Genomic DNA, 13,627 nt, shown 5'->3' on the forward strand with positions numbered 1-13,627 from the left:
TATTTTTATTTTTTTGTATAAAATTCGTAGGCTATTACAGTCTGGTTAAAGTTGTTAACCAGTGATAGGTAATTTTGCATTACTTGAAAGTAAGCGGTAAAACTCTGATTGTATTGATAGGCATCAATTTCACCAACCTTATAAGCTAGCTGTAGTTTTTTTATAAACCTTTCTGCTTGTGTAACTGTTGTGTGAATACTTACTAACTCTTCATTTAAATAAGTAAGCTGTTCTTGCAAGCTTTTATAATTATTCTGAATTACCATAGCTCTGTTATTGTTTTCATAAGCTATTTCTTCTTGTATAATTTTTTGCTCTTTAATTTTTGCATTATTAGACCAAAAAGAAAGTGGAATATTCACTCCTACATTAAAACCTGTATAACTGTTTTCATTTCCTGTTTTTCTATTAATTACACCAGCCGTTAAAGCAGGAAAATATGTTGATTTTACTACAGACACATCTTTAGCAGCTACCTTATTTTGTTGTTCTAGACGTTGAATAAAATCGTTAGATAACGAGTCGTTTTGAATTAAAAAGTCCTTTTTTTCTGGTAGTTTTTCAAGCGGTTGTATCAAATAATCAATTTGTAACAACTGTTTTAGTTCATTTTCTACCTGAATAAAATCCTTATATATTTTATTCTTTTGCGACTGTACCCCTAACGACTGTAAAGAGGTTAAATCGTTTTCTAATCCTCCTATTTCTCCAGCAGCATGCAACGTTTTTGCAATTGATTTTATTTGATTTGTACTTACCTGTTGTTCTTCCATTAAAGATAACAAACCATATAAATAGTTCCATTGCTGGTATAATCTTCTGGCTCTTCTTACTGTTTCTTTCTTTGTTATGTTGTTATTAATGCTTGCTAAAGTATTTTTCTCTTTAGCCAACTTCTTTTTTTGGACATGTGTTAAAATTGAACCGAAATTTTGATTAACAGACCATTCTTTTTCTGCAATGCCATTGGCTACACCTACATCTTGATATTTAACTGTTGTAGGCTTCAAATCAATCGCTTTACTAATTCCTACTTTCGATTTTTCGATTGCTAGCGCTGATTTTTTCATCAACACCGACTTTTGTAAAGCCAACTCAATAACTTGCTGTTCGGTCAACTTTTGAGGAACTTCTTGTGCTTGAACTCCAAAGATACCAACAGCAAATACCACAATAGTTGCCACACCTTTTTTCATTTTTAAGTTGACTTTCTTTTCAAAAAGCATGTATAACACAGGTAAGATAAGTAAGGTTAATAAAGTTGCTGATATCAACCCTCCTATTACTACCGTCGCCAAAGGTTTTTGTACCTCTGCCCCTGCTGACGATGATAATGCCATGGGTAAGAAACCTAACGACGCTACAGCTGCAGTCATAATTACAGGACGTAAACGCACCGATGTTCCTTTCTTTACTATTTCAGTAAGGTCTAATATTCCTGAAGCCTTTAATCGGTTGAATTCAGCAATTAAAACAATTCCATTTAACACCGCTACACCAAATAAAGCTATAAAACCTACTCCTGCTGAAATTGAAAATGGCATATCACGCAACCATAAAGCAAAAATTCCTCCAATAGCAGACATCGGTATGGCAGTAAATATCAATACACTTTGTTTAATCGATTTAAACGTAAAATACAGTAACAAAAAGATGAGTAATAAAGCAGCTGGTACTGCAACGCCTAATCTGGCACGAGCCTCTTCTAAATTTTTAAAAGTTCCTCCATACGTAATATAGTATCCTGAATCGAATGTTATTTTATCTGAAACTTTGCTTTTTAATTCGTTTACAATACTAGCTACATCGCGTCCTCTTACATTAAAACCAACTGTTATTCTACGTTTAGCATCATCTCTTTGAATTTGATTCGGCCCCGTTTTAAAATCTACAGACGCCACTGCTGTTAAAGGAATTTGCGCTCCTGTTGAAGTTGTAATGTATAGTTTACGAATGTCTTCAATACTAGCTCTTTTATTTTCTGCTAAACGTACTACCAAGTTATAGCGTTTTTCACCTTCATATACTGAACCTGCTGTTTGTCCTGCAAAAGCAGTGTTTACCACTGTATTAACATCAGAGATATTGAGTCCATAATACGCTAACTGGCTTCGATTATAATCAATTACGATTTGTTGTAGTCCCGTCATTTTTTCAACATATACGTCTTCCGCCCCTTCTACATCTGGAATAATTCTACTCAATTGGTTGGCATACTTTACTAATTTATCTAAATCTTCTCCATAAATCTTTAATACAACATCTTGCCTAGCCCCTGTCATTAACTCATTAAATCGCATTTGAATAGGTTGTTGAAATCCGAAAGAAACCCCTAACATATTTTCATCTAACAGCTGTTGCATTTTCTCTGTCAGTTCATTCTTTGTGCTAGCTTTTGTCCAATCGTCTTTTTCTTTTAAAATAATGATGATGTCTGAAGCCTCTATTGGCATTGGGTCTGTAGGTATTTCTGAAGAACCTATTCTACTAACTATTTGCTCTATTTCGTCGGGAAACTCTTTAATTAAGAGTGCTGATGCTTGGTTGGAAACATCTATGGTATACGAAAGTGAACTTCCGGTTGATACAATGGCTTGCACTGCCAAATCTCCTTCATCTAACGAAGGAATAAACTCTGATCCCATTTTAGAAAAAGTGACTAAACTGAGTATAAAAATGGCTACTGAACCTATCACTACTTTTATTTTATGAGTTAACACAAAATTGAGTATTGGGGTGTATACATTTTGTATCGCTGTTATGATTTTATCTGAAATATTTCTTTTGTTGTTTATTGTTTTCTTTAAAAACAACGAACTCATCATAGGTACATAGGTAAGCGATAGCAAAAAGGCTCCTAAAATTGCAAAACTTACGGTTAATGCCATAGGTTTAAACATTTTTCCTTCAATACCTACTAAGGCAAGAATTGGTAAGTACACTATAAGAATGATAATTTCTCCAAAAGCAGCGCTTGTTCTTATTTTTGAAGCCGACTCATACACTTCATCATCCATTTGATCTTGGGTTAATTGCGTTCCTGACTTTTTTAATCCCAAATGATGTAGTGTTGCTTCTACAATAATTACAGAACCATCTACAATAATACCAAAGTCAATTGCTCCTAAACTCATTAAGTTTCCAGAAACCCCAAACACGTTCATTAAACTAATAGCAAACAACATTGCTAACGGGATAACCGACGCTACAATTAAACCTGCTCGTAAGTTTCCTAACAACAGCACCAAAATAAAAATGACAATTAAAGCTCCTTCAATAAGGTTTGTTGATACCGTTTTTATGGCTTTATCTACTAATTTAGTTCTATCTAAAAAGGGTTTTATAGCAACTCCTTCTGGCAAACTTTTTTCTATTTGTGCTATTCTTTCTTTTACATTATCAATCACTTTTGAAGAGTTAGCTCCTTTTAACATCATAACAATAGCGCCTACCACTTCTCCATCGGTATTTCTTGTCATTGCCCCATATCGTACCGCATGTCCTAGTTGAACTTTCCCTATATCTTTCATTAATATAGGCGTTCCGTTTATATTGTTTTTTATGACAATATTCTGGATGTCTTCTGGAGTTTTTATCAACCCTTCACTTCTAATAAAGTACGCTTTCGGGTTTTTATCTATATACGCTCCTCCTGTATTTTGATTGTTTTTAGACAGTGCTTCAAAAACCTCATTTATACTAACATTTAACGATTGCATGCGTTCTGGCTCAATAGCTACTTCGTATTGTTTTAAAAAACCTCCAAAGCTACTTACATCAGCTACTCCTTCTATTCCTAGCAGTTGACGACGAACAATCCAATCTTGAATAGATCGTAGCTCCATTGCGTCATATTGCTTTTCATATCCTTTTTTAGCATAAAGTGTGTATTGATATATTTCTCCTAACCCTGTGGTTACTGGTGCCATTTCGGGTGTTCCTACTCCTTCAGGAATTTGATCTTTAGCTTCAATAAGCCGTTCGCTAATTTGTTGACGTGCCCAATAAATATCGGTACTTTCTTTAAAAACAATTGTAACGACACTTAATCCAAATCGAGAGAAAGAGCGAATTTCTTCGATATCAGGAATGTTTGACATACTAATTTCTATAGGAAACGTCACTAAACGTTCTATATCTTGGGCTGATTGTGAGGGTGCAGATGTTATTATTTGCACCTGATTATTGGTAATATCTGGTACAGCATCTATAGGCAATTGCTTTAGAGAATATACTCCCCAGCCTATCAATGCAACAACCAATGCTCCAATAATCAATTTATTTTTAATTGAAAATTTGATAATGTTATCTAACATTTTGTATTGATTTAATTCTAATGTAACATAATTTCTACCGGTTATTATTAAATAATCGGTACAACAGTTTGTAGTTCTTGTTTACACAAGAGCTACTGCTGTTTTTAATAATAAAATAGAATTAAGACTTAGGTGGCTGGAAAATAGCCGATAAGTATGAATTATAATAGGTGTTTCTATAGAAGTTAATATGGTTTCTTACTTCTAAGAAAGTAGGAATGTTATAACTATAGTCAGTCGGAATAAAATCTGCTGTAATTGTAATTACGTTACAATGATGGTGATGTTCTTTGTTTTTTTCTTCTTCAGTATCATGTTGATGATGCTCATCTTGATGATCTTCATTTAACACATCATGATGCACTTCTGATTCAGCTACAAAAACCACAGCATCAGTATGTGCCTGTAAAGGAGGCACAATTAACAGTAAGGTTAATAATATGATGATGCTTTTTTTCACTAATCTAATTTAGAGTTACAAAATTATAAAAATTTATGAATCTTCATTATCCAATCTATCCTTAACATACTCAATTTTTGTTTTACCATGCGCAAAAGGGCTTCCCTCTTCATCCAAACTTACCATAACAATTTGATCAATTGCGATAATTGTTTTTCGGGTTATTTTGTTACGAACCTCACAACTTAAGGTGATAGATGTTGTTCCGAACTTTACTACATTAATTCCTATTTCAACAATGTCTCCTTGTTTTGCTGAACTAACAAAATTTATTTCAGACATAAACTTAGTTACTGTTTTAGGAATTTCTAACTGAATAATAGCATATAACGCTACTTCTTCATCAATCCATTGTAATAATCGTCCTCCGAAAAGTGTTCCGTTAGGATTTAAATCTTCTGGTTTTACCCATTTACGTGTGTGAAATCTCATCGTATTTATTGTTCTATATTTTTAGCTTCAAAAGCTATTAAATCATTATTTACAAAAGTAAAGGTTATTTGTATAGGATTGCAACATACCTCACAATCTTCTACATACGTTTCAGACGTACTAGCATCTAATAACATGGAAATTTCTTCCCAACAATGCGGACATTGAAAAAAGTGTTCATACGTCATATTTTATTATAATTTTCACCAATTATTTTTTATTAGCTGGTTCTGTTACTGGCGGACCTAATTTACAAGGGTGTTCAATAGTAGTTGTTATATAGTTTCCACTTCCATCAGGTCTATCATAGGTAAACTCACACATTTCTTCTTCATCTGAACAACCACTAAAAACTAGACAAACAGTACTCAAAAGCAGTACTTTTATTAACTTTTTATTCATTTTTTTTTAAATTTTACCATAATATTTTCTAACAAACCACTCTGTTGATAATAAAATTACAATCAACAATAACAACCATTTCCAATCAACTAAACTTTGTTTTTTGGTAATAGACTTTTGAGTGGTATAAAAAGATGCATCTTCTTGTATCTTTTTTAATAAATCATCTATTTTATCTACATAAACTGTTGCTCCATCTGTTTTTGAGGCCAGTTGTTCTAATTTCTTAAAGTTCGCATTGGTAAATTGCTCTTCTATCTGATAATCTTCAATCTTAAACCTTCCTGAGCTACTTATATTTTGGTTCTGTACAGTTACGGTATATGAATATTCTCCTGAAGCTAAGCCTTCAACTGAAACTTGATACGAGTTATTAAATAAAGAAAACGGAATACTCTTTTTTGCCTTTGTTTCTAAGTTAGTTACCGTTAACTCTAAAGAAGCCCTACTGTCAAACTGATAGTTTTTATCAACATAAAATGCACTTATAGTTATAGGTTCATTAGCTGCATACAAACGTTGCGCTTTTACATCTAAACGTTTTCTCTTTTTAGTGGATGCTAAATACTGAACCAAATTTCCTACAAACGTATCAAAACTTTCAAAGTTTTTCTCTTGTAAATAACTGGCAGCTCTCCATTTCCAAATACCCTCACCAAATAGTACTGCGTACTTTTTATCATTCTCTTCAAAGGTTGATAATAATGGCTGTGTGGTTTCTACGCCTGCATACTTTTGATACAACAAGCTTTGAGACTCTTTTTTAAGCTGTACTTCTCCAAACTTATCTTGTAGTGGCGGAAATTGACCAAAACCGATATCCTCTTGATAAAAAGTTAAAAAATCTGCATTGTAAATAGCGGTATATTCTTCTTTTTGATTGATGGCTCTTTTTTGAATTCCTAAACTTTGACTATTCAAAAAGTTCCAATCTGTTTTAGTTCCTGAAACCAGTAAAAAATTAGAGGGTATTTTTTCTAAAGTTGCTTTAAAATAACTATTAGGCTGATACAAAACAAAAAACTGATACGCTTCTAAATTTATATTCTTATCCTGTATCAAAGCAATGTCTACTTTGCGTTGTTTATTGCTCTCTATCGCTTTTTTAAGCGCTCCTAAATCTGGGTGTAAGAAAGAACTTAACAGTAAAACCTTGGTTTGCTCATCTAAAACTTCTACTGAAAAGCTTTTATAATTGTTCTTCGTGTTTTTTTCATTCGCTATACTACTTATCGACGCTGTGTAATAGTGTACTCCTTTGGTAGTAGACACTAAATTAGCGGTAACAGTTTGCACAGGGTTTTCTGGTGAAAAACGTACTCTTTTTGAAAAAACTCTGTTCCCATTTTTTACGATTGAAAAAGTAGTATTCACCGTTTCTTTTCCTTCATAATACAACAATGCTTCAACTGGAAACTTGTTCTTTACATAGCTATACTTGTTCACATTTAACTGTGAAATTTGAATGTCTTGATATTGAATAGTATCCCCTATAACTACAGGAAATATTTTATGCTTTGTTGATGAAAACTCATAATCATTCCCTTGGGTTTGATTTCCATCTGTTATTAAAATAGTAGCTGCTTTTTTACCTTTATTTAACTCATTAACAGCATCAATTGCTTTTGAAATATTGGTTTGTGTTTCAGCAAACGATAAACTATCCAACACTTTAATATCATTCCCAAACGAAAAATACTGAACGTCAAACTTATTTTGAAGTTCTTGGTTGCTTTTAATTTTTGAAAGAGATTCTTCAACCTTCTTTTCTTCTTTAAAAAACTGAGTAGATAGTGAATTATCTACCAATACAGACAACACAGGTTTTATGTTCTCCGTTTCAAGAGTTGTTATCTTCGGATTAATGAGTAGCAATCCTATTAAAAAAAGGCTTAGTGCTTTTAAACTAAAAAGTAAGATGTGTACTTTAGGAGTTCTTTTTACCTTATAGAAATATTGAAAAAAAGCAATGGCTACGCTTATGAATACGGCTAATACAATGTAAATTATAGTTGTTGACTCCACTCAGCTTATTTTAGTATGTGAAGATAAAAATATCTAACAAATAAAAACACCTTTTCTTCTTTTTTATTTATGACCTCAGTCATAAAAAACTAGCAATCAATTACATAATTTTACTAAAAACTAATGTATATGGTAACCACTGAAAACTTAACCGCTGAAAAAACACTTCAAAAGACAAATAATATGGGAATTACAGCTTACATCAATAAAAAAATTGCTGAAGGCGAACGAAATAGCATTGGTGTTTCTATTATATTAATTACCGTAGGCTCAATGATAGCCTCTATAACAGCTGCTTTAGCTATAGATGGAGAGGTTCATTTATTTGCCCTAATTTTTGCTTGTGTAACCGCTATGGGCGCTAATGCTACCGCCATAAGCCAACAACCTTTTAAAATAATTGCATGGGCATTTATTATTAATATAGTGGGTAATATTTCGTTGATTTTTTACCTGCTTATGTCGTAGGCTTCGGCTTTGCCTCAAACATTCTAAAAAAGAGCATAGAAGCTATGTTTCGTGCTCTTTCTTTAGCTTCATGCGCTTTTGTGCCATCAAAAAGTTCATCAACCGTTTCAAACCACAATTGCAACCAACGTCCAAAGTGTTCTTGGTAAATAGAATACTCAAACTCTCTATCTACATCTTTGTGTGCTTTCATCGGGTTTCCTTTAAACTTTCTAACAAAAAACAAATTCGTTTCCCAAAAATCGGTGAGTTTTTGTAAATGAGGTTCCCAAGTTTCTTCTGGAATTGTTTTCAAAAATATAGGCCCTATAAAATCATCCTTTCTAATTTTATCATTATAAAAGGTTGATACCAGTTTATACACATCTTCCCTATTTTCTATGTCTCTTTTATCCATTTACAAATCGTTGTTGAAATACCCTACAAAAGTATATCTTTATGCAATTGCAATTTATGACTTAAATCATAATGATACCAGAAGAACTCTTATTAAAATACCACGCTGAAACCAAAAGTTTTCAAAAAGACGATATTATTTTCTCTGAAAAACAAACCGCACATTATTATTACCAAATAGTAAGCGGTGCTGTAAAAATGAATAATTTTAATGATGATGGTAAAGAGTTTATTCAAGGGGTGTTTTATAAAAACCAAAGTTTTGGTGAACCACCTTTGTTTATTGATGTAAAATATCCTGCCAATGCGGTAGCTATTTCTGATAGTACGATTCTAGCCTTATCTAAAAGCAACCTGTTTAAATTACTGCAAGATAATCCTGAAATTCACTTAAAAATTACCCAAAGTTTAGCAAAGCGTCTGTATTACAAAGCTATTATTGCTTCCGAAATATCGAGCCAAGAACCTGCACACAGAGTACTCCGCTTTATTGATTACTTAAAAGACGATGTATATAAAGTTGAAGGAAAGTACTCGTTTAAAGTAGCCTATACTCGACAACAAATAGCTGATATTTTAGGTTTACGCGTAGAAACGGTTATTCGGGTCATAAAATCTTTAGAAAAAAAGGGAGACGTAAAAATTAGCAAACGAAAGGTATATCGTTAAAGCCTTCTTTAAAGTGCTCACTCAATAAAACGTTTCATAAAATTAATAGACTTATGGAATTCCGTAAGAATTTGTACACACCTTGTAGTAAGTTTGTTGGAATTGTATAATTAATTAACAAACAACAGCAACTCGTTAATAACTTTACCTTTAGATAAAGTATCAGTTTTATTATATTTGGAAACGTATAAAAATTGCTGAACTTTACGATATCCCATGCTTTTGTCAGGATAAAACAACTAAAGTTTGATATATAACGAGTTATGTGCAAGCTAAAAAAAACAACAGAACAACAAATAATGGATAATCTTTTAAAAGAAATAGAAAACAAAAGAACAAGCTTTAAAACCGAAAGCTATTCTATGTCAATTGGAGAGTTAGTTAATCTTTATGAAAATGGAGAAATAATAATTCGACCTGAATATCAAAGACTATTTAGGTGGTCACACGGACAGAAAGTTAAATTGATTGAATCAATTATTTTGGGAATTCCAATACCATCAGTATTTGTTTACCAAGATGAAAATGGAATTTGGGAGTTAGTTGATGGTTTGCAAAGAGTTTCTACAATTCTTCAATTATTCGGTGTTTTAAAAGACTCTGAACCATTAGAATTAGAAGGAACAAAGTATATTCCTAGTCTAGAAGGTTATAAATGGGAAGGTGACAAAGAGCTACCTGCTGGTTTAAAACTTTCAATAAAAAGAGCCAAAATTAGCCTTACAATTATATTAAGCGAATCGGATGTTCGAGCAAAGTTCGAAGTTTTTCAGCGATTAAATACTGGAGGCTCTAACGCTTCTAATCAAGAAGTCAGAAACAATGTGATGTTAATGATTGATAGAGATAAATACTTGTGGTTTGAAGATTTGTCAAAAAACCTAGACTTTGTAGAAACACTATCTCTTTCAGATAGATTATATGAAGAACAATATCATATGGAATTACTATTGAGATTTATTTCTTTAACGCAATATCAGTATGACCATAAAAAAGATGTTGGTGACTTCCTTGATGATATTAATGAAGATATTTTAAATAGTGATACGTTTAATTTTGATGAAGTAAAGGAAAATTTTGAACTAACTTTTTCAACATTAAATAGGATATTAGGAGAAAAATCATTCAAAAAATATAATGGATCTGACTTTAAAGGAAAATTTCTCGAATCAGCTTTCGAGGCTGTGTCTGTTGGCTTATCTGCTAATATATCTGGATATAATTTACCTGAAGATGATGAGTTAATCAGAACAAAAATTGAAGAGTTATATAGTCAAGAAACATATAACCAAACTTCAGGTTCTGGCTCGAATGCAAAAACGAGAATACCAAAACTCGTGCCTTTTTCTAAAGAATATTTTGCAAAATAATGGCGAGGAAGCCTTACACATATAATCAGCTTATTCACTTGATTGGAAGTGATTATGCTTGGAGAAGAAAGGAACTTAAGTTAATCAAAGACCAAATACCGAGTAACCCCAGTCCAAAGCAAAATGCATCCTTAAGATTTTCTGTACCTATCTTATATGCTCATTGGGAAGGGTTTGTTAAAAATTCTTGCGAATTATATTTAGAATTTGTAGCTAAAAAACACTTAAAACATAATGAGTTGAAACCTCAATTTGTTGCACTTTCCTTATCAAAAAAATTAGGAGATTTAGATATTAAACACATAGAACAAAAGACAAAAGCTGTTGAATTTTTAATCTCTGAAATAGATAAAAATTCAAATATGCAAACTAAAAACGTTATCCAAACTAAATCAAATTTAAGATATAGTGTTTTCGAAGAAATTTTATTTGTAATTGGGATTGACGAATCAAAATTTTCTCATAAAAAAAGTTTAATTAATGATTTAGTAGATTCAAGGAATCACATAGCACACGGAGAATATTTACGAGTAGAATATGATGCATATCATCTGATGCACGATGACGTCCAAGTTTTAATGGAACAATTGAAAACTGAAATAGAAAATATAGCAACTTTAGAGGAATATAAATTAAAAAAAGTCAGTGCCTAACAATGGCTATAAGTAATTGCTTGTTCTCGCCTACTTCTGAAAATCCTCTCGGATTTTCTATTTGCGTTTTATTTGATAAATTTAGTGCTTAAACACGCAACAAACCATATACAAACACGTTAGCATTAATTAGAAACGAAAAAATTGACAAGAATAATTTTTTATATATCACTCCCTTTATTTTTAATTTCTTGCTCAACAAATGATAAAAAGTTAGAAAAAGGTTGGTGGAAATATGGAGGAGGTTACTACATTGGTGATGTCTTAGATTTTAAAAGACATAAACTGAGTAACGATACTATTTTCATAAATGATAAGCCTAGAGCTTTATTAACTAAATATGAAAATTTTACCAGTAAAAGAATAGTTATTAAATCTTTAGAATCTGATGAAACTGGAACTTATCATAATAAATAAAATCTAAGCATGTGTAGATATGGAATGACAACATATAAACCTCATTATGCTTGTTTTAAGTGTAGAAAAACATTTAAAAGGAAATTAGAAAAAGATATTTATGGTGGATTTAATAAATCTAAAGAACAGAATCCTGCTAAATGTCCTGAATGTGGTGAACTAATGGCTAATATGGGACTAGATTTTGAGTCGCCTAAGAAAAAAGACATAAAATCTTGGGAACACATTGCAACTCTATATGAAGTAGGAATTACATTCCATTCTTGTGGTTGTAGTGGACCTGGGTACATACCGTCAAATTCTGACGAATTGATTAATCACTTTTCTAAAATAAAAGCTGATTATATTGAACACCAAAACTTTTGGTCTAGACGAAAGTCTGACCCAGAAAATCAAAGCGAAATAGCTAGGGATATAGATCATAATTGGGAGTATCTAAGTCAAATACCTCCAGAAATGAAAACTGGCTCTAAAAAGAAACCCCAATTTAATGCTAAAGAAGCGCAAAAATATTGGAATCAAAAAGTGTTAGAAATTCAATCAAAAATTGATAAAATAATTAATGCTAACAATGTATAAGAAAACATAAGGCTTCTTGGGTAATCAAAAGGTCTGTGCTTATTTGCAAATCCGCCAAATATAAAATATGGCGTTTATGAGAAAAAAAGATAAAAACAAAATACAACGTTTTAGCTCAGTGCAAACCCGAAAGTTTATTGCTTACTACTGCTAAACGTTGTGCCTAATTAAATGAAAGTCCTAAAAAGTACTATATTTAGAAAACGAAAATACGAGTTCGGTAATTTCGAATTAGTACCAGAATTTGGATGGAAGATTTCTCAATCGTTCATTGATTTTGAACAAACTTTTAAACAACTGGAAACCTGACCAATATATTCAAGGAGACTATAAATATTTTTTAAATTTACGAATAGGGAAATAACTGCTTTTTCATCGATCCCAAAAAGAATGTTGTTAAATCCAGGTTATGGACAAAAATTGAATTTGAATGAATACAATATGCAATTTTTTAAAATATGAACATCATAATTAAAGTAATAATGGGGTTAATTTTAAATTACCCTGGAGCATATATAAGATGGCTTTTGTTTAACAGAGAAAATAAACTTGAATATTATAAAAAAGATATATCGATTAATTTTTTCGTGTCTGCATTAGTTATAACATTGATTATCATAATTATTTATTATGCTAAAATGACATTTGAATAAAAAACATTTTACAACAAAGAACTGAGGTAAAAAACAAGTAAATTTTACAAAACTTTATACCAAAGTACTTTTATAGTTCATATCATACGGTAAACCACTTACTCTTACCCTTAGCTACAATTCGCTTATAAAGTTCTCTACACACTTTATTGTATTTACATATGTGTGAAGAAAGCTCAGCGTGACGCGCTGATGGTTTCGTTACATTGAGGAAAGCTCAGCGAAGCTCGCTGACCGTTTCGTTGCCTTGAGGAAAGACCAGCGTGACGCGCTGATGGTTTCGTTGCCTTGAGGAAAGCTCAGCGAAGCTCGCTGACGGTTTCGTTGCCTTGAGGAAAGACCAGCGAAGCTCGCTGATGGTTCCGTTGCGTTGAGGAAAGACCAGCGAAGCTCGCTGATGGTTTCGTTGTATTGAGGAAAGACCAGCGAAGCTCGCTGACAGTTTCGTTGTGTTGAGGAAAGACCAGCGAAGCTCGCTGATCGTTCCGTTGCATTGAGAAAAACTCAGCGAAGCTCGCTGACCGTTTCGTTGCTTTGAGAAAAGTCCAGCGAAGCTCGCTGATCGTTCCGTTGCATTGAGAAAAGCTCAGCGAAGCTCGCTGACCATTTCGTTGCGTTGAGGAAAGCTCAACGAAGCTCGCTGATGGTTCCGTTGTGTTGAGGAAAGCTCAGCGAAGCTCGCTGACGGTTTCGTTGCCTTGAGGAAAGACCAGCGAAGCTCGCTGACGGTTTCGTTGCCTTGAGGAAAGACCAGCGAAGCTCGCTGACGGTTTCGTTGCCTTGAGGA

The 13,627-nt window shown here is 32.6% G+C and carries 13 protein-coding genes; 6 read left to right on the top strand and 7 right to left on the bottom strand.

The genetic code is table 11. The features are described from left to right. Positions 1-5 precede the first annotated feature (5 nt). The 6 genes from Q4517_RS12560 to Q4517_RS12585 form a co-directional block, all read right to left on the bottom strand. Positions 6-4,316, bottom strand: coding sequence for a CusA/CzcA family heavy metal efflux RND transporter (locus Q4517_RS12560; protein WP_303509971.1), 4,311 nt, complete (start codon positions 4,314-4,316; stop codon positions 6-8). Between the two features lie 121 nt (positions 4,317-4,437). Then, positions 4,438-4,776, bottom strand: a complete 339-nt coding sequence (locus Q4517_RS12565; RefSeq protein WP_303509974.1) for a hypothetical protein — start codon at positions 4,774-4,776, stop codon at positions 4,438-4,440. A 33-nt stretch (positions 4,777-4,809) separates the two neighbouring features. Beyond that, on the bottom strand, positions 4,810-5,208 hold the full coding sequence (locus Q4517_RS12570) for an acyl-CoA thioesterase (protein ID WP_303509977.1): 399 nt from the start codon (positions 5,206-5,208) through the stop codon (positions 4,810-4,812). Positions 5,209-5,213: 5 nt separating this feature from the next. Further along, entirely contained in the window at positions 5,214-5,396 is a 183-nt protein-coding gene (locus tag Q4517_RS12575; protein ID WP_303509980.1) for a CPXCG motif-containing cysteine-rich protein, read from the bottom strand. Positions 5,397-5,418: 22 nt separating this feature from the next. Continuing rightward, the gene (locus Q4517_RS12580) at positions 5,419-5,610 is read right to left on the bottom strand and encodes a hypothetical protein (protein WP_303509982.1); all 192 of its coding nucleotides are present in this window, start codon (positions 5,608-5,610) and stop codon (positions 5,419-5,421) included. 6 nt (positions 5,611-5,616) lie between these two features. Continuing rightward, on the bottom strand, positions 5,617-7,635 hold the full coding sequence (locus Q4517_RS12585) for a VWA domain-containing protein (RefSeq protein WP_303509984.1): 2,019 nt from the start codon (positions 7,633-7,635) through the stop codon (positions 5,617-5,619). A gap of 129 nt (positions 7,636-7,764) precedes the next feature. Here Q4517_RS12585 and Q4517_RS12590 point away from each other — a divergent pair, with 129 nt between their 5' ends. Beyond that, entirely contained in the window at positions 7,765-8,103 is a 339-nt protein-coding gene (locus Q4517_RS12590) for a hypothetical protein (protein ID WP_303509986.1), read from the top strand. Here Q4517_RS12590 and Q4517_RS12595 read toward each other — a convergent pair. Continuing rightward, positions 8,093-8,500, bottom strand: coding sequence for a group III truncated hemoglobin (locus Q4517_RS12595; RefSeq protein ID WP_303509988.1), 408 nt, complete (start codon positions 8,498-8,500; stop codon positions 8,093-8,095). The two genes, Q4517_RS12590 and Q4517_RS12595, sit on opposite strands and share 11 nt — an antisense overlap. A gap of 71 nt (positions 8,501-8,571) precedes the next feature. On the opposite strand from Q4517_RS12595, the gene Q4517_RS12600 reads away from it, so the two are divergent. The 5 genes from Q4517_RS12600 to Q4517_RS12620 all read left to right on the top strand — a co-directional run bounded on the left by Q4517_RS12600 (position 8,572) and on the right by Q4517_RS12620 (position 12,187). Beyond that, the gene (locus tag Q4517_RS12600) at positions 8,572-9,168 is read left to right on the top strand and encodes a Crp/Fnr family transcriptional regulator (protein ID WP_303509990.1); all 597 of its coding nucleotides are present in this window, start codon (positions 8,572-8,574) and stop codon (positions 9,166-9,168) included. Between the two features lie 299 nt (positions 9,169-9,467). Continuing rightward, positions 9,468-10,538 carry a DUF262 domain-containing protein gene (locus Q4517_RS12605; RefSeq protein ID WP_303509992.1) on the top strand — a complete coding sequence of 357 codons (1,071 nt, stop codon included), beginning with the start codon at positions 9,468-9,470 and terminating at the stop codon, positions 10,536-10,538. 38 nt (positions 10,539-10,576) lie between these two features. Beyond that, positions 10,577-11,191, top strand: a complete 615-nt coding sequence (locus Q4517_RS12610) for an MAE_28990/MAE_18760 family HEPN-like nuclease (protein WP_303509994.1) — start codon at positions 10,577-10,579, stop codon at positions 11,189-11,191. Between the two features lie 144 nt (positions 11,192-11,335). Then, complete coding sequence (locus Q4517_RS12615; RefSeq protein ID WP_303509997.1) at positions 11,336-11,608, top strand: hypothetical protein; 273 nt, start codon at positions 11,336-11,338, stop codon at positions 11,606-11,608. Positions 11,609-11,632: 24 nt separating this feature from the next. Next, positions 11,633-12,187, top strand: coding sequence for a hypothetical protein (locus Q4517_RS12620; protein WP_303510000.1), 555 nt, complete (start codon positions 11,633-11,635; stop codon positions 12,185-12,187). The last annotated feature ends 1,440 nt before the right edge of the window (positions 12,188-13,627 follow it).

Source organism: Tenacibaculum sp. 1_MG-2023 (assembly GCF_030547425.1).
Classification (GTDB): Bacteria; Bacteroidota; Bacteroidia; order Flavobacteriales; family Flavobacteriaceae; genus Polaribacter.